The organism is Phormidesmis sp. 146-33 (assembly GCF_052939515.1).
The window spans coordinates 1-17,687 of record NZ_JBJPHU010000089.1; the positions used below are offsets into that span (position 1 = coordinate 1).

Consider the following 17,687-nt stretch of genomic DNA (forward strand, 5'->3'; position numbering starts at 1 on the left):
TGGGGGGCAAAAGCCGTGAACAACGAAGCGGAAAACCTCTCATCGAATTCACGTTGACTTAGGAAATTTAAGGGTTTTGATCTCCTGAATCAGTGCAGTTCCTTGGATGGGGTGCGAATATTATGGGGTCGATCGCTCCATCTTTGGTCGCTGTCGAGTCAGAATACTCATCACTTCTCCAAACGAGGGTGCAGGCAGTAAAGGACTCCAATCGGTGGCGTTTGCAAATCGTCGGACGTGCAGATTTTGAATCGTCTCCGTTACGCCGTCTGAGGAACCAATGATTAACACTCGCAACACTTCAAACTCATCAGAGTGAGGAATGGCGACATCAGGTAAGAGATCTTGAAGCGGAATGCGAAGCGAAGTAATCGTGAAACGGGGAATGGAATCGGGAAGGAATCGGCGTTGAATCAATTCTAGAAATGCGTAGGCGAAATCGCACAGCCAAAAGCCAGCGTTCAAAAGGCGCTCTGCCATGTAGGTACTCCAATTTTAGGTCTCCAAAGAAACCCAAAAAACTAGCCGCCCCAAAGAGCAGAACAAGTCGGAGCGACCAAAGGAGTGATAAAATCCTCCATTAGCCCTCTTGACTGGGAACAGCAGTCTTGCGGGTTAGCTGCCCTTCGTTGCTTGCTACAACTTGGGGCGGCGACAGACTAAGTTTTTTGGGCGATCGGACAACTTTCCCGTGACGAAAAGATGTCCTTGATTTGAGAGAATATCTGGAATTTTGATTCTCGTCAAGTAGAGATTGGAGTCATTTTGTGAAGCGAGCCGTTTGATAAGTGAACGTGAATTCGATGAAATCGTTCGCTACGGTGATTAATCCGGGCAGCTCCTAAATTCCCCATTCTGGGGGACTTTGAACCAGAAGTCTGATCTTAAAGTCCCCCAAAGTTGGGCTACCGTGTACACACAAGTTGATTGATCCGTCATTGCCGAGACCCTTCGCCCCCTAAATCCCCCAAAATTGGGGGACTTTGAATGCTAGGCAATCTCTCTGGGTCAAAGTCCCCCAGATTGGGGGATTTAGGGGGCTGAAGCCGATTGAAACGAAGCGATTCCGGACTTGTGTGTACACGGTAGCAAAGTTGGGGGGGTGGGGGGCAGAAGACTAAAACAACGCAGCGAAAAGTCTCAATCGAATTTACGTCAACAAATTCCTTAGACTTTAAAGCGCTTGCTCAGACAACGGCCAGTGCCCCCACGACGCACCAAAATCAGTTCTGCAACGATGCTGATAGCAATCTCTTCGGGAGTCAGTGCCCCAATATCAAGACCGATCGGCGCATAAATCGATCGCAATCTACTTTGAGAAATTCCTCTGTCTTCTAGTGATTGATAAACCTGTCGCACTCGTTTCTCGCTGCCAATCATCCCAATGTATTGACAATTTAATTTTTGGTTTAATAACGTTTCTAAAGCCATTAGATCTTGTTGATAGCCGCGTGTCACTAGCGCAACGTACAGCATTGTGTGATCTGCAAATTGACCAATCACATCAGCGATCGCTTCAGTGTAAATTTTGGAGGCGTGAGGGTAACGGTTTGTATTCGCCCATTCAGCACGATCGTCCTGTACCACGATTTGAAATCCGCTCAAGTGCGCGACTTTTGCCAACTGTTGGCCGACGTGTCCTGCACCAATGATCAGCAGCGTGGGTGGGGGCTGTAGCGTTTCTGTAAAACTGTTGGGGGTTGATTCGTTTAGCAAATGAGGCAACTGATCTGCATCAAAGGGTGTGACCAATGGGGCGGATTGTCCGGCTTTGAGACGATGTAGAATTTGTTGAACTAGAGAAATTGCCCACTCTCCAGACCACCGTTCTAGCCACACCTGCATTTTGCCTCCACAAACGCCCTGAGTTTTTCGCTGAGGGGTTCCTGTGAGATCAATTTCGACAAACTGTTTTTTGCCTGTTTGCAGCACGATCGCGGCTTGCTCAATGATCGAAGCTTCTCCCGCGCCGCCCCCAATGGTTGAGAAGATCCGATTGTGAGCGCCGATGATCATCTTTGCGCCGACTTCTCTGGGCACCGAACCTTTGACACTGACCACCGTTGCGACCACGACGGATTCTTGACCTAACCATTCAGCCAATCGAGCATAAAAATCCAGCGTCATGTCACCAAAACGGGATCAACAATAGAAGCAGCCGGAGTCCGAACCTGCTCGATCGCCCACAGGGTGACTTCTGGAGTCAAGGGAGATGAAAGAGGCACTTGATTGGGTTGTCCAAACGCGGCAATGGCTTCTCGAATCGCTTCTCGGACGGCGATCGCCAACATAAACGGAGGCTCCCCGATCGCTTTGCTGCCATAGATCACACCATCTTGTGCGGCTCGTTCTAGTAAGTGAACGTTGAAGTGTTCGGGAACTTCGCTAATCGTGGGAATTTTGTAAGTGCTGGGGGCATCGGTTCGCAGTCGTCCTTGAGCATCCCACACCAGTTCTTCCATTGTGAGCCAGCCCATTCCCTGGACAAATCCGCCTTCGATCTGACCTTGATCAACTAGCGGATTCAACGACTCGCCCACATCATGCACAATGTCTACCTGGCGTAGTTTGAATGTGCCCGTAAAGCCATCGACTTCTACTTCACAGACCGCAGCACCATACGCAAAATAATAGAACGGCCGACCTTTGCCCGTGGTTTCATCCCAATAGATATTCGGCGTGCGGTAATAGCCCGTGGCAGACAGACTAATGCGATCGCTATAAGCCTGTTTCACCACATCAGCAAAGTTGACAGAAAGTTGGGGATAGCTGTGACAGAAGATGCGATCGTCTTCAAACACCAGATCTTCGGGCGTATCCAACATCATCATGCTCACCGCCACCGTCGCCAGCCTTTCTCGAATCGTTTCACACGCATTTTTGACCGCCTGACCATTCAAATCTGAGCCACTCGAAGCGGCTGTTGCAGAGGTATTCGGTACTTTGTCAGTGCTAGTCGGCATCATGCGAAACCGTTCTAACTTCACGCCCAAGGCTTGAGACGCAACTTGTAGCATTTTGGTGTGCAGTCCTTGCCCCATCTCTGTGCCACCGTGGTTGAGTTGAATGCTGCCATCGGCATAGACAAGAATCAACGCTCCCGCCTGATTATATTGAGTCTTGTTGAAGGAGATCCCAAACTTGACGGGCGTGATGGCCAACCCACGTTTTTTATAAGCATTGGATTGATTGAATTGAGCGATCGCAATCTTCCGTTCTGCAAAATTGGCGTTGGCTTTGGCTTCATTCCAGATGCGCGTCAGCCGATTGTCATAGAGTTCTTGTCCGTAGTGCGTCGTATTCGTTTCGCCAGCCCCGTGATAAAAATTGCTCTCGCGCACCCCATCCGGCGGCAGATTCAAATGGCGGGCAATGCGATCGATCACTTCTTCGATCACAATCATCCCTTGTGGGCCACCAAATCCCCGAAACGCTGTATTCGAGACACGATTCAGTTTAGCAATCTGCCCTCGCACTTCCACATGAGGAATGTAGTAGGCATTGTCTACATGCAGCATTGCTCTCAATAGAACGGGAGGCGACAGATCGAGACTCCAGCCGCCATCCGCATAGAGATCCACATCCAGGGCAGTGATCATGCCATCTGCCGTAAAGCCAACTTTGTATTGACCCAGATAGCCGTGTCGTTTGCCCGTGAGAATCATATCGTGGTGTCGTCTCAGCTTGACTCGTGCGGGACGGCCGGTTTTGTGAGCGGCGATCGCAGCCACCGATGCAAACGGATTCGCCTGAGATTCTTTGCCGCCAAATCCACCGCCCATTCTCAAACAGGTCACAACCACTTGGTTACTTGACACACCCAACACTCGCGCCACAATGATCTGAGTTTCAGTCGGGTGCTGTGTTGATGAATAAACCTGATAGTGTCCCTCGCCATCCGGAATCACCCAACTCGCCTGAGTTTCGAGGTAGAAGTGATCTTGTCCATTCATTTCGACTTCCCCTTCCAGGCAAAAGTCTGAAGTTTGAAGTGCCGCTTGCGGGTCGCCTCGACGAACTAACTGCGATCGATTGTGAAAGCTCTGAGCAACAATGGCATCTTTAATGCTCAAGATCGGCTCCAATGGCTCATAGTCAACGACTACTTTTTCGGCTCCTAGTCGAGCGGCGGTCTCAGTTTCACCAACCACCCAAGTAACCGCCTGTCCCCAATAGCTTACTTCATCCGTGGCTAGTAACACTTCATCGTGAACAATCACCCCAGTATTGTTTTCTCCTGGCACATCATCAGCAGTCAGAACCGTTACAACACCCTCCACCTCGTAAGCCGCAGACACATCGATTTTAGTAATCCGTGCCCTCGCATGGGGAGACAGAACGGGGAATAGCGACAACATACCCGCAGGAATGCGCTGATCGTCTGTGTAGACTGCTGTTCCGCTGACGTGAGCTTCTGCACTTTCATGACTTTTGCGTTTGCCAACTGCGCTCATGATGCAAGTTCCCCTAGCTTGTGTGCTTCACCGAATTCTACAAAAAACTTCTCAAACAGATTCGCCACTAACAGCTTCCGATAGTCTGCACTGCCTCTCAAATCCGTCAACGGGGTAAAGGCTTGTTTGAGGGCTGACTTTGCCTGCTGCACTGTTTCAGCATTCCAGAGCTTGCCGATTAATAGGTCTTCAACGGCGATCGCTCTCACAGGCGTTGCGGCTACTCCTCCATAAGCCAGCCGAGCGTGAATAATTCGCTGATCTGCATCCAGATCAATCACAAATGCCGCCGCTACAATGCTGATATCGTCCGTTCCGCGCTTACCGATTTTGTAGGATTGACTGCGGCGATTGATCCCGCTCACTTTAGGAATCCGTACTGAAACAATCACTTCACCTGGCTGTAAATCGGTTTGTCGATATCCCTTAAAAAAGTCGATTAGAGGAATGGTGCGTTCACCTCTAGCGCTGGCTAATCGCAACGTGGCATCAAGGGATAAGAGAACGGGAGGCAGATCCCCGATCGGGGAAGCCGTCCCAATATTGCCGCCCAACGTAGCACGAGTCCGAACTTGCCGAGCTGCAAACCAAAACAGCATCTCATCCAAACTAGGAAAGACTCCCCGCAGCCGATCCTCAAAGTGACTCAACGGCACAGCCGCCCCAATTTCTACAAAGTCTGATGTGTTCTCCAGCGTTTTCAATTCTGCTACCGCTTCGAGTGAGATGAGGACAGGAAACGATTGGCGATGGTAGCTAATTTCTAATCCTAAATCGGTTCCCCCAGCAATCAACTTTGCATCAGGGTACTCATTCATCAATGCAAAGACTTCTTCTAATCGAGTCGGACGATAAAAGAACTGTTCGTTGCCGTGATATCGAATTTCGTTCAGATTCGCGTCCGTATGTTTCAGCCGTTCTTCAAAGTAATCAGTTGACTCATCCGATTGCTGGGCGACCCCTTGCGGGGAACTCGAAGAGATCGCTTCCTGGGCCGCCCGTCGAATCGCGAGATAACCCGTACAGCGACACAGATTTCCCTCGACACAAGCATCATTTAAATTGCGATCGTAATAAGCCGCAAACAAACTCATCACAAATCCCGGCGTACAGTACCCACATTGAGAACCGCCCGTTTTCACCATCGCCGCCTGTACTGGATGGAGCGCTTCCTGACTCACCCCTTCAACCGTGACAATTTCTCGCCCCGCCACCGACCCCAACGGAATTAGGCAGCTATTGACGGCTTGATATTGAGGCTGACCATGAGTGCCCTGAGCGACGATCGCCACCGTACAAGCTCCACAGTCTCCATCACCACAGCCTTCTTTAGTCCCAATCCGTCCACTCTGCCGCAAATATTCCAGCAAAGTCATCGTCGGCGACACGTCTTTGAGTCGAACGGTTGCCCCATTAATCATAAGAGTCAGATGGTTTTCGATAGCTTGGGTCACGTCTCAATGAATTGTAAAGGACTGATCAATACAAGTAATCTTAGCGCTTCACCCAAAGTCTCAACTGGTTCAAAGTCCATTAAATTGGGGGGTTGGGGAGCAAAACGCCAAACAACGAAGCGAATGAATTTTGTCAAATTGAAGCTTGATCGCTCTCTTGCATACTGTATTCACTTTGTCGTTGATGATGTGTACTGACCTATACTTTTCAGCCAAAAAACCGTTCACCCTCACTCACCCAGGGCAAAGCCTGCCCCCATTTTTTGTTAAACACAAAAGAATCTAATGGCTTGCGTTGACGAGGAGAAAACTCACGATCGCGAGATTGCTCCGACAGCGGGTTATTTGCAGGTGACTTTATAAAGCATTTCTAGTGGTTTTGCAGTACGAGGCGGCGGAAAGGCTTGATTCAAATCAGCTAGATCTTCTGGCGTTAAGACGATCTCAAGCGCTGCATAATTTTCACGAATGCGATCGGGATGACTCGACTTTGGAATCACCATCACATCCTTTGGCTGAAGTAACCAGGCGATCGCGATCTGGGCCGGAGATGCAGTGTGTCGATCGGCAACCGTTTTCAAAGTGGAATTCTTCAACAATCTGCCTTGTTCGATCGGTGAGTAAGCCATGAGAGGAATGCTATTTTTGCGACACCAAGGCAACAAGTCCCACTCGACTCCACGACGGCTGAGATTGTAGAGAACTTGATTCGTCGCCGTCAAACCTTGATCAAACTGGCGGGCTTCTTCCATATCAGAGCGATCGAAGTTACTCACCCCAAAATCGAGAATTTTCCCAGCCTGACGCAGTATGTGAAATGCCTCAAACGTCTCTGATAAAGGAACTGAACCGCACCAATGTAGCAAATAAAGATCCAGATAATCAGTGCCCAGTCGCTTTAGGCTACGATCGCACGCCTGTATCACGCCCTGACGAGTGGCATTGTGCGGATAAACCTTGCTGACGAGAAACACTTGATCTCGCCGTCCCGAAATGGCTTTGCCGACGATCGTTTCTGCGCCGCCTTCTCCATACATTTCAGCGGTGTCGATTAGAGTCATTCCCAGATCCAATCCCAGGCTTAGGGCATCGGTTTCGGCTTTGCGGGTGCGATCGGCTTCTCCCATTCGCCAAGTGCCCTGTCCCAAAATGGGCATTGGTCTTCCAGACGGCAGTTTGACTGTCCACATAGTCTGCAATTCACCTGATCAATTAGTTAATCAATTAATAGTAAGGACACTCAGATCTGTAATCAAGATAGAAAAGGCATAAATTTTGTGGCTTAATCAACCCTCTAAACCGCCAAACTTCTCGAATGGGTCTATCAAAGACTGCCTGAAATGATAACGGAATGCTAGCGTAAATGGGGGCTTGTGTAAGCAAGGAATCGAATGAGTTTGTTTACGTTACTCATTCTGAAAATATGGTGAGGGTTTCTGCATCACTTTCTGGAGTAGCATAGTCAGTCCAGCAATCGTTAGTTTGAGGTGGCGAATAATGGTAACGAAGTTGCAGCAGTTGGTCAAGACGATCTCAAGATCCACACTTTTGAGCAGAGGCCGTAATCTCTGGACTTTGAACCAACAGGATTGGAACCTACCTTTAACAAGGATAGAAAAGTTATTGATTGGAGCGTATTTGATTTTGGATGACTACTCGCGTGGAGAGTTTCCTCCAAAATTTAATGATGAGAAAACGACTCATGACGCAGAGATCGCTTACCGTTTTTCATTGCCAGAAGTCACTGCCTCCGAAGTTGCTGAAAGTGAGCTTCGCAAACCATTTTGGTTTGGATATGGAACAAGAAAGTATCTTACAGACCTTATCGATCTCGTGGTCATGCTTGAAAGACTACAGATTCATCCGCCACAAAAACTACTCGAACTTGGATGCGGATCTGGATGGATGTCAGAATCACTAGCTTTAATGAAGTTTGATGTAGTGGGTACTTCAATCTCTCCTCATGATATTAGGGATGCTAAGACTAGGATTAAAAGCTTTGAAGCGAAAAATCTCAAGGTCAACCTAGAATTCATTGAAGTTCCAATGGAAACAGTTGCGGCAGCAGTCCCACATCAGGGGTTATTTGATGCTGTATTAGTTTTTGAAGCATTGCACCACGCTTATGACTGGAGGAAAGGGGGCGTTCCTGGATCTAAAAGCGAAGCGAAGCGTTCATCGAACTGACGGTAAAAAGATACACGCTACCAGCCTTTCTCAGCCTTGTCTAATACATAGGCAGTCACAGAGGCAATTTGTTCTTCCGTGAGGCGACCTTTGAAAGCGGGCATTGCGCCTTTACCTTTCGTGACCTGAGTGACGATCGCCGCTGTCGTATCTTTAGCATTGGCAACCAGAGCATCTTTCTTCAACGTCTTGGCAGCATTGATCACGTTTCCGCCGCCCATATGACAGGATGCACAGTTTACATTAAAGACTTTGGCACCTGCGGCAATATCAGCATCCGCGAGAGCAGGCTGGTCAGACTCATAAATAACAGAGCCACTGTAAAAATGAGTGTTAGAAGTGTTCTCATTGAGGATCACTAGATCGAGAATTCTTTAGGAAAGGGGTAGAGTCAGGCAAGAAAGAATTGAAATTACGCCATGACTCCGGCATCCCCAAGTTCAGTATCTGCCCTTCCCGCCTTGACGGATGAATCGACTTTGAGCGCAACCCTCGATCGTCTGCTCAAACATTTGACCGTTCCCAACCAAGGCGCTATCGAGATCACCGCACCACCGAAACTGGACAACAGCGACAACAACACCTGGTTCAAACCTTGCAGCAGCGGATAGAGCAGTTAGGGTATCAGGTTCAACTGACGCCCATTGCCGCCGCTCAATCACCCGTCTAATCCTCTATTTTCAAAGCAGTCTAATATGTAGCTGTGAGTAGCAGAATTAACGATCGTGGTTAGAATAGAGGCACTCTAAACCCGGTAGTACTCCGTTCCACGTTTTGCGTTCTATGAGAGGCATTCCTGCTCGGCTCCTGACTATCTCGGCGATCGCAGCACTTTTGACAATCGCCCCTGCGGTTTGTGTGCAAGCTCAATCGATTGCGCCAGGCAAACCCCAAGCTGACCGACTGTTCAAAACGGGTAGTGACTATCTCAAACAAAATGTTCTAGTTCCAGCTTCTCAATCTTTGGAGCAAGCTCTGAGCGCCTATCGTGCGATCGCAGATATCGAAGGACAACGGGCTGTTTTGCTGCAATTAGCGATCGCTGAAGTGCGATTAGGCAAATATGACCAGGCTTTCAGTCGCACTCAGCAAGCTCAAGCCCTTCCGGGTCGTCATTCTTCTCAAGGCGCGATTCTCAGTACGCAAGGCTCAATTCAATTAGAACGGGGCAACTACCGAGAAGCTTTGCGATTGTTTAGGGCGGCAGCAGGGGGACAAGGCGCAGACATCGGTGCAGAAACTCGTAATCGTCTGGGAATCGGCGAAACGCTACACGCATTAGGATTTTATACACAGGCACTCGACGTTTTACTGCTAGCCATTCGTGCGCCCGGCGATCGCGTCGATCAGGGTCGTGCCTTGAATGCGATCGCAGATGTCTACTTCAGCCTGGGACAATACGACACTGCAAAAAACTACTACAATCAAGCGTTAGCAGTGCGCCAAGGGGTCGGAGATTGGTTGAGCTACGATCGAACACTTCAAAGTCTGGGGCGGGTCAGTCAAGTTCTCAAACAACTCAACCAGTCGCAAACCTATTATCAGCAAGCGCTGAAAGGAATGACAGGGCGGGGAGACCAGACTGGAAAGGTCAGTGTGTTTCGAGGAATGGCTCAACTGGCAGCAGAGCAAGCCAATCCCAAACAGGCGCTTTCTTACTACGAACAAGCGTTAGCAACAACTCGTCTGGCGGGTGATGCAGGTCGAGTAGCCGTTCTGAACGATTTAGGATTTTTCTACAAAAGTCAAAACCAGTTTGAGTCTGCGATCGCGACCTTAGAAGATGCGCTGAGACTAGCCCGACGCAATGGAGATGTGCAGGGTGAAATCAGAGCCTTGAGCGGGATTGGAGAAACTCGGTTACAGCTTGATCAAAAACTTAACCAAAAACAATCCGGACAAGCCAAACAGGCTTCCAAAGTTCTGCAAACTGCGATCGAACGGTTTGAATCTTTGCGCCCTGGGCTGCGAGATGCAGATAAAGTTGCGCTGTTTGAAACCCACGCTCATATCTATCGATTGCAGCAGCAAGCCCTGATTCGCCAAAATCAGCCTGCCCAGGCATTAGCGATCGCAGAGCGAGGACGAGCCAGAGCCTTTGTCGAACTGCTCTCACAGCGCTCAAAAGAAGAAATCGCCAACATTCAACCGCCCACCGTGACCGAGATTCAGACGATCGCCAAACAGCAACGAGCCACGATCGTCACCTATTCGATTATCTACGGCGCAAATCACAAAGAATCTGAACTCTATAGCTGGGTTGTCAAACCAACCGGAGAAATCAATTTTCGCCAAGTTGACCTCAGCAAACTGCAAAATCGACCGAATTCGATAGACACGCCTACAGTCCCATCTCGCGGGGCTGCTCCTGAAGGAAGTGACTCATTCATAACGAATTTTGTGATGGCTATCCGAGGCACTATCACGCAACCTACAGAAAGCGCTTCAGAGCCTTCGACCGTTTTATCCTCGACTCAAACTGCCTATCAAATCTTGATTCAACCGATCGCCGATTTATTGCCCAGAGATGGCACCGCTCGCGTCATCTTCATTCCCCAAGATGCCCTTTTTCTTGTCCCCTTTGCTGCCCTCCAGGATGCGAAGGGTCAGTATTTAATTCAAAAGCATTCAGTTCAGGTGTCTCCTTCAATTCAAGCTTTGACGCTGGCTCGATCGCGCCCATCAAATCAGAAGTCTGCGCTCATTGTGGGCAATCCAACGCCCATGCCGAACAACTTGCCTAACCTACCGGGAAGCGAACGAGAAGCGAATGCGATCGCGCAGTTATTAAACACTCAAGCGATCGTCGGTCGAGAGGCCACTAAATCGCGCGTCCTTAAAAGAATTTCTCAGGCTTCCATCATTCACCTTGCGACCCACGGGCTACTCAACGACAGACAAGCTCTCCAAAGTTCGCTGGCTCTTTCTGCGTCTGATCAAGGCGGACTGCTCACGGCCGAAGAAATTTTTGATCTGCGATTAGGGGCTGACCTCGCGGTTTTGAGCGCTTGCAACACAGGACGCGGCAAAATTACAGGAGATGGCGTGATTGGCTTATCGCGATCGCTGATGTCGGCTGGCGTTCCGAGTGTGGTTGTTTCGCTTTGGCTGGTTCCCGATGAAGCAACGGCTTACTTAATGAATAGCTTTTATCGTCACCTCAAACAAGGTTCAGACAAAGCGAGAGCCTTACAGCAAGCGATGTTAGACACCCAGAAAAAGTATCCCGACCCCAAAGACTGGGCAGGCTTTACCCTGGTCGGAACCGCAGATTAGAGAACTGTACTTCCTCAGCAATCTATGGATTCGATGAGATGGTTCGCTTCGATTGTAGAGTTGGGTTGCCCCTAAATCCCCCACAAGTGAGAGACTTTGAACTAAATTCACGCGAATTCGATGATAATCCTTCGCTACGGTTACCACTCCGGGCAGCCCCCTAAATCTCCCACAAGTGAGGGACTTTGAACGAGAAATATTGTCTCAAAGTCCCCCAAAATTGGGGGGTTGGGGGGCAGAAGTGCCCAATAACGGAGCGAGAAAACGCCATCGAATTCACGTTAAATTTTTGTCCGAAAGTCCCCCACAATTGGCAGCTTGGGGGGCAAAAGCGCTCAACAACGAAGCCAAGGAACTATATCGAGGTAGCCTCCCCTGAACAGCATTTTCCTGATCAACTATCGATCTCGTAGAAGAATAACTAATCAAAGATAGAGGCTGCCTGAAAATGAAAGCTTTTCGCCTTTTGACCGTCACAGCGCTGTTATTGACCAGCATCGGATTCGTCAATCCTGAAATCAGTGAAGCGCGATCGAGATTTGTCTTTCGGCCACCTCAACGCAAAAATCCCCCTTCAACTGCGGGTGCTGCTAGTCGGAGCGGTTTCTGTCTCGGTCAGCAAGAACCCTTGAGCGTGTTAGCACCTCGTGATCGGGTCAACCTGACCAGCCGTGAGCAACTCACTTTACTGGCATACATTCCAAAAACTTCAGCCCGATCGCTGCGGGTTGTTCTCGATATCTACCCCAGTTCTGGTACTAGCCGACCCAAAAGATTTTACGAAGCGGTTGTTCCCGTTTCAAAAACCCCTGGCATTGTTCGGTTACCGTTGAGTAGTGCGACAACTCCCAAGCTACAACCTGGTCAGCTTTATCGTTGGACAGTGGCGCTGCGATGCAGTGAGCAAGATCGGTCAGATGACACCGTATCCCGTGGATGGGTTGAGTATCTCCCAGTGAATACTACCCTTGCTCAAGCCCTCAAACAAGCCTCTCCAGAGCGTCGATCGTCGCTACTAGCAGAAGCAGGACTCTGGCACGATACCCTTCTCAGCCTGGACGAAGCGCGCAACCCTAACAATGCAGCCTGGAAGAACGACTGGAAATCACTCCTGACAGTAGCAGGGCTAGAATCACTCTCAAACGCCCCCAGGATTGACAAATGATTAGAAACCGCTTTTTGCAGGAATCTGCATCCCGCCTGCTATGAAACGCTTAAAACAACAACTCTGGCAAGGGCGCGGTGTTCTGATTGCGGCTCCAAGCGTCACAGCGATCGTGCTGTTGGTGCGTCTGAGCGGCAGCTTACAATTTTTAGAATGGGCAATGTTTGATCACTGGGTGCGCTTGCGGCCGTCGGAGGCTCGTGAGACGCGCATTACCCTTGTAGGAGTGACCGAATCCGATGTTCAGCGCTATGGCACTCCGCTCACTGACGAAACGCTTGCCGCAGTCCTCGAAAAGCTCAAACAACATCAACCTGCTGCGATCGGACTCGATTTGTATCGAGATATTCCCGTGGGAAAAGGCTACGATCGCTTAGTTAAAGTGTTTAGATCAACGCCCAATCTAATCGGGGTGCAAAAGGTAGTCAGTAGTGCTGCTAGTGGTTCTGTTGCGCCTGCTCCCGTGTTACAGCAGTTAAATCAAGTTGCGGCGAATGATGTGTTACTAGATACCGATGGTAAAATTCGACGCGGACTGTTGAGCGTCATGGACGGCGATATAGCAGTGCCCAGTTTTGCAGCCATGCTCTCGACGCTCTATCTAGAAAAGCAAGGCATCTTTCCTCAAGAAGTTGCCGATTCGCAGGTAAAGCTGGGAAAAACGATCATTGCTCCCTTTCAAGAACACGATGGCGGCTATGTTGGTGCAGAAATCGGTGGCTACCAAATTTTACTCAACTATCGTGGCGGCAGAAATAGCTTTGATCACGTCTCAGTTCAGCAAGTTCTCGAAGGAACCGTTGATCCAAACCTTCTCAAAGGGCGCATTCTGATCATGGGCGCGACGGCCGAAAGCTTGAAGGATTCGTTTCTCACCCCTTACCGTGACCCCATGTTGGGAGTTGAGATTCATGCAGCGCTAACGAGTCAGTTGATCAATACTGCGCTGTTCGATCGTCCTCTTATTCAATCTTGGTCAGACGTGAATGAGGGCATTTGGATCTTTTCGTGGTCAGTCATTGGAGCATTGCTCGTTTGGCGACGATCGCGACGCTTTGATTCTCTACAACTGTTAGTCAAGTTTTTAGCTGCGACGGTTATCTTAGGTGCGATTAGCTATCTTGTTTTCCTAAAAGGCTGGTGGATTCCGATTGTTCCGGCAGGGTTGTCATTAGCTGGGGCAACGATCGCCATCACCGCCTTTCAAGCACAATCCTCTTCCCAACTGCGTAAAACCTTTGGGCGCTACTTAACCGATGAAGTCGTCACCCAGCTACTAGAAACGCCAGAAGGCTTGACCTTAAAGGGCGAAAAGCGCAAAGTAACCACGCTAATTTCTGACTTGAGAGGCTTTACCCATCTCTCCGAAAAGCTTGCGCCCGAAGAAGTAGTGCGGATGCTCAATCTCTACCTGAGCGACATGACGCGCGTCATTAAAAGCTATGGGGGCACGATCAATGATTTAACCGGGGATGGAATTGTGGTTCTCTTTGGTGCGCCACTCCAGAAAGTAGATGATGCAGAACGAGCGGTAGCCTGTGCGATCGCAATGCAGCTCGCCATGACATCGGTCAATCAACGCAACCAGGAACTCAACCTACCTGTTCTAGAGATGGGCATCGGACTCAACACCGGAGAGGTCGTCGTCGGTAATATTGGGTCTGAAGATCACACCAAATACACGGCGATCGGAAGTCATGTGAATCTTGCTGCCCGAATTGAATCTTTTACAACGGGTGGACAAGTTTTAATTTCGCCCAATGTTTGGCAAGAAGTTCGGGAAATTGTCACCGTTGAGAGCCAAACCGAAGTTTTGATGAAAGGGATGACAACCCCTACAATGCTTTATGAGATCAGCGCGATCGCGGGTTGCCATACACTAAAGCTGCCCAGTAGACCAGTGATCCTCAAGCAGTTGGCAAGCCCGATCGTGGTACGAGGTTTTCTTCTGGATGGCAAACATTTAACAGACCAGCAGGTTTGCGGAGAACTGGTTCGTCTATCTCACAAAGTGGCTCACCTCCAAACAGTTCAAACGCTTTTACCTCTAACTAACTTAAAGCTAAACTTAGCTCTAGCAGATTCTGAAGTTGAAGTTTATGCAAAAGTATTAAATCAAAAGGTTGATCAAGGAACAGGCTACTACATCCAATGGACAACGGTAGCACCAGAGCTAGCGTTATTGTTATAGAGAAAATACGCTGACGTCGTGTGATCCCTTGCGGTTGAGCTACTGCAAGCTTACAAAATCAACTTTCTAGTATCTTCTGTCGATCGAGATCAGATATGAAGTTGAACCATCTTTTTGCTTATCTAATTGGATTCATTGCTCTAGTATTATCCTTTCTTGTTTATATTCAATATATAGACCAGTTAGGTTTTCCTGATGGTTTTATAACTGAACTGCAATACGCACAGAGGCGACTAGCTTATATATTCATTGGAATCAGTATTACTCTAAGTTCGTACTGTATCTATTTGGGCATAACCTCTCGACAAAAAGAAATCAGTAAAAAGCTGTCCGCTGTCACCATTTTGTATTTGATTTCTGTAATTGCTACATTAATGGTTGATTATTACTACCGCTCACATCTAATTAATAGTACTGGTTGATAGTACTGGTGGCTAAAGCAATCTCACAGTTCATGAACTAGCCTCACGATTGAACTGTCCTTCAGGATGCATTCTTGATTATTTTGTTGGTCGATTCGATCGTGGACTGGTTAAAATTTAGCCAAATAAGGACTTGAAAATAAACCTTAATGGTAACTTATTCAAGGTTTAATACGGATTTATTCTGAGATTTGTCAGCTTCGCTAGTATAAAGTAGTGCCTGTTTCGCCTATGTCTAAACGTTTGTTGACAGCCGAAAACCGCTCAGGGCAGGTCTCTCATCTTAGTAGCAGAGGAAATCCTGTGAAACTTTGTCACATCTTGACAACGATCGCCTTGATGTCGCTTACCTTAAATAGCTGCCATTATTTCACCTCAGCAACGGCTGTGCAGTCAGACTCACCCGACGACTCAACTGAAATCGCGGCCGCGCGAAGTCCTACCCCGGTCTGGTCAGGCACCTTTGATCAGGCAAACTGGCGGCAACAGTGGAAAGTGCAAAATCAGGCGAGTTGGGGCTGGCAAAATTTTGAGGTCGTTCCCGATTCGACCCGTCGGTTTTCTAAGGTGCTGCGCGTCTCATATCCCAAGGGATCTGCCAGTCCTGAGTCGGCCCGCAAGGGTGGAAGCGCGATCGGTGGTGGGCAATTTTTAGCGAGTTTGGGCATCAAACCTGCCGACAAACTGCGTCTGAGCTACTTTGTCCGATTCTCCAAAAATTTTGATTTCGTCAAAGGTGGCAAGCTCCCCGGACTTTTTGGCGGTGTAGCTAACAGTGGCGGCAAAACGCCCAACGGGACAGACGGATTTTCGACCCGCTATATGTGGCGACGGGATGGAGCAGGCGAAGTCTATGCCTACCTGCCCACCAGCAAAGAGTACGGAACGTCACTCGGTCGCGGAGCCTGGAACTTTGAACCCGGAGTCTGGTATCGATTAGAGCAGGAAGTAACCCTCAACCGACCCGGTAAAAAAGATGGTCGAGTCCGCGTGTGGATCAATGGCAACCAAGTTTTTGAACAAGCAGGCGTGGTCTTTCGATCGACTTCAACCTTAAAGATTAATGGCGTGTTTTTCTGCACATTTTTTGGGGGAAGTGATAAGTCGTGGGCTACTCCCAAGTCTGTGTATGCTGATTTTGCCAACTTTTCAGTGACAGCAGGTAGCTAGATTTTCCGTAGATTCACACCTTTTCATCCCTGTCATCCTGATGGGGACTTTTTGTATGGAAAAACAGATTAGGACAGTTCAAACGGCAACCACTTGCTGCTAACAAGGCGTGAATTCGTTGAAGTTTTTTCGCTTCGTCGTAAAGCATGTCTGCCCCCACGCCGGGAAACTCTCAAGATTTCTGGATCAAAGTCCCTCACGGGTGGAGGAGAATTTAGGGGGCGTTCCCGAATGGAGAATCGCATTGGAGGATCTGATCGAATTCGCGTTAACAGCGGGTAGAACGTAAGCGTTTGAAGTTGCTTCTAGTAGGGGCGGCTCCCTGCGAATAACTCAAAGCGACCCCTGCCGGGCAACTCGAAGCGACCCCTTGCGGGTAACTCAGAGAGATCGCGTTTGAAGTAAGCTGCGTAGGGCATACTAATGCTCACACTCCAATTTCGCCCTTTACATGGTTTCCAGTGGAGAATTTAGGTTTATAAAATCACTGCTAGCCTTCGCAGGATTAGCTTTAGGGAATGAATCAGCGAATTGAGATAGAATCCATTTCTTCGAGTTACCCATCAGGGGTCGTACAACCTCACGGATCTTTGCCTCAAAGTGAAATTGAAAACATTCTAAATAAGCTTCCATCTGAGGCAAAACAGTGGGCCGAAAGCTTGCCCTGGAATCAACGTCGATATGTCCTTTCGCTGTGTCATTTACTCTGTGCAGCGACTCCTGATACTCAAGCAGAATTTCTAGATGAATATACTGCCAACGGACTGATTGCTAGACTGGTTGAGAATCGAGAGATTCAGCAAAAAGTTAAAGACAATCTCCAAAAGTTTCACATCCAGATAAGATTAACAGAAACAGTCGTTAGAAGCTATATTCGACAGTTTTATATTCACTCAGTGCAGGATGCGCGTCGTAAGCCTGACTTATTTTTAGAATCTGCTTTACGAATTGTCGCCAGCACCGAAGAACGTAACAATATTTTTAACTACATTTTGGGATTTGAACTATTAAAAATGATCTTTAAAATGAGTTGGCTTCAGCATGAGAAACTCTATCGGCTACAAAGAAATCAAGAGGAGTTTCTCACAACTTATATCAAGCCAGTTCAACATGCTCATCGCATCAATCAAATTATCATTCCTAAAGACGAAAAGCTGTTTTTTGCTCGTCGAGACTACTTCGTGCAAAAGCCTACAATCTCAGATAGAAAGCTAGTTGAGCTAGCGATCGCCACCTTCACCACCGAAGTCACGACTAGTTTTGGCTTTTCGATTATCCGCCATCCCGGATCACTGGCTTTTAGCTACGAAGAGATTTTTGTGCGTGAACAAGACTTAATTTTTCCAAATTAATCAAAGTTGAAAACGG

The 17,687-nt window shown here is 48.5% G+C and carries 13 protein-coding genes; 7 read left to right on the top strand and 6 right to left on the bottom strand.

What is annotated here, in order from left to right; translation table 11 throughout:
- Positions 1-120 precede the first annotated feature (120 nt).
- The 5 genes from ACJ2PR_RS26140 to ACJ2PR_RS26160 form a co-directional block, all read right to left on the bottom strand.
- Positions 121-480, bottom strand: coding sequence for a hypothetical protein (locus ACJ2PR_RS26140; RefSeq protein WP_446879150.1), 360 nt, complete (start codon positions 478-480; stop codon positions 121-123).
- Between the two features lie 687 nt (positions 481-1,167).
- On the bottom strand, positions 1,168-2,127 hold the full coding sequence (locus ACJ2PR_RS26145) for an XdhC family protein (protein ID WP_446879151.1): 960 nt from the start codon (positions 2,125-2,127) through the stop codon (positions 1,168-1,170).
- Positions 2,124-4,454, bottom strand: a complete 2,331-nt coding sequence (xdhB, locus tag ACJ2PR_RS26150) for a xanthine dehydrogenase molybdopterin binding subunit (RefSeq protein ID WP_446879152.1) — start codon at positions 4,452-4,454, stop codon at positions 2,124-2,126. Before xdhB ends, ACJ2PR_RS26145 begins: the two co-directional genes overlap by 4 nt.
- The gene (gene xdhA, locus ACJ2PR_RS26155; RefSeq protein ID WP_446879153.1) at positions 4,451-5,908 is read right to left on the bottom strand and encodes a xanthine dehydrogenase small subunit; all 1,458 of its coding nucleotides are present in this window, start codon (positions 5,906-5,908) and stop codon (positions 4,451-4,453) included. The genes xdhB and xdhA overlap by 4 nt, the downstream gene beginning before the upstream one ends.
- Positions 5,909-6,249: 341 nt before the next feature.
- Complete coding sequence (locus ACJ2PR_RS26160; RefSeq protein ID WP_446879154.1) at positions 6,250-7,098, bottom strand: aldo/keto reductase; 849 nt, start codon at positions 7,096-7,098, stop codon at positions 6,250-6,252.
- A 307-nt stretch (positions 7,099-7,405) separates the two neighbouring features.
- Between ACJ2PR_RS26160 and ACJ2PR_RS26165 the strand changes: the two genes are divergently transcribed.
- Positions 7,406-8,095 (top strand): class I SAM-dependent methyltransferase, encoded by a 690-nt coding sequence (locus ACJ2PR_RS26165; RefSeq protein WP_446879155.1) that lies wholly within the window; start codon positions 7,406-7,408, stop codon positions 8,093-8,095.
- A gap of 17 nt (positions 8,096-8,112) precedes the next feature.
- On the opposite strand, the gene petJ is transcribed toward ACJ2PR_RS26165, so the two are convergent.
- Positions 8,113-8,454, bottom strand: a complete 342-nt coding sequence (gene petJ, locus ACJ2PR_RS26170; RefSeq protein WP_446879156.1) for a cytochrome c6 PetJ — start codon at positions 8,452-8,454, stop codon at positions 8,113-8,115.
- A gap of 60 nt (positions 8,455-8,514) precedes the next feature.
- Here petJ and ACJ2PR_RS26175 point away from each other — a divergent pair, with 60 nt between their 5' ends.
- The 6 genes from ACJ2PR_RS26175 (at position 8,515) to ACJ2PR_RS26200 (ending at position 17,671) form a co-directional block, all read left to right on the top strand.
- A complete protein-coding gene (locus ACJ2PR_RS26175; RefSeq protein ID WP_446879157.1) occupies positions 8,515-8,706 on the top strand; it encodes a hypothetical protein in 192 nt (63 codons plus the stop codon).
- A gap of 172 nt (positions 8,707-8,878) precedes the next feature.
- Positions 8,879-11,371 (top strand): CHAT domain-containing tetratricopeptide repeat protein, encoded by a 2,493-nt coding sequence (locus ACJ2PR_RS26180; protein WP_446879158.1) that lies wholly within the window; start codon positions 8,879-8,881, stop codon positions 11,369-11,371.
- 448 nt (positions 11,372-11,819) lie between these two features.
- Positions 11,820-12,536: a DUF928 domain-containing protein gene (locus tag ACJ2PR_RS26185; protein ID WP_446858710.1), complete on the top strand. Its 717-nt coding sequence runs from the start codon at positions 11,820-11,822 to the stop codon at positions 12,534-12,536.
- Positions 12,537-12,576: 40 nt separating this feature from the next.
- The gene (locus ACJ2PR_RS26190; RefSeq protein ID WP_446879159.1) at positions 12,577-14,727 is read left to right on the top strand and encodes a CHASE2 domain-containing protein; all 2,151 of its coding nucleotides are present in this window, start codon (positions 12,577-12,579) and stop codon (positions 14,725-14,727) included.
- A gap of 725 nt (positions 14,728-15,452) precedes the next feature.
- Positions 15,453-16,319, top strand: coding sequence for a polysaccharide lyase (locus ACJ2PR_RS26195; RefSeq protein WP_446879160.1), 867 nt, complete (start codon positions 15,453-15,455; stop codon positions 16,317-16,319).
- 518 nt (positions 16,320-16,837) lie between these two features.
- Positions 16,838-17,671, top strand: a complete 834-nt coding sequence (locus tag ACJ2PR_RS26200) for a cobyrinic acid a,c-diamide synthase (protein WP_446879162.1) — start codon at positions 16,838-16,840, stop codon at positions 17,669-17,671.
- Positions 17,672-17,687: the final 16 nt, after the last annotated feature.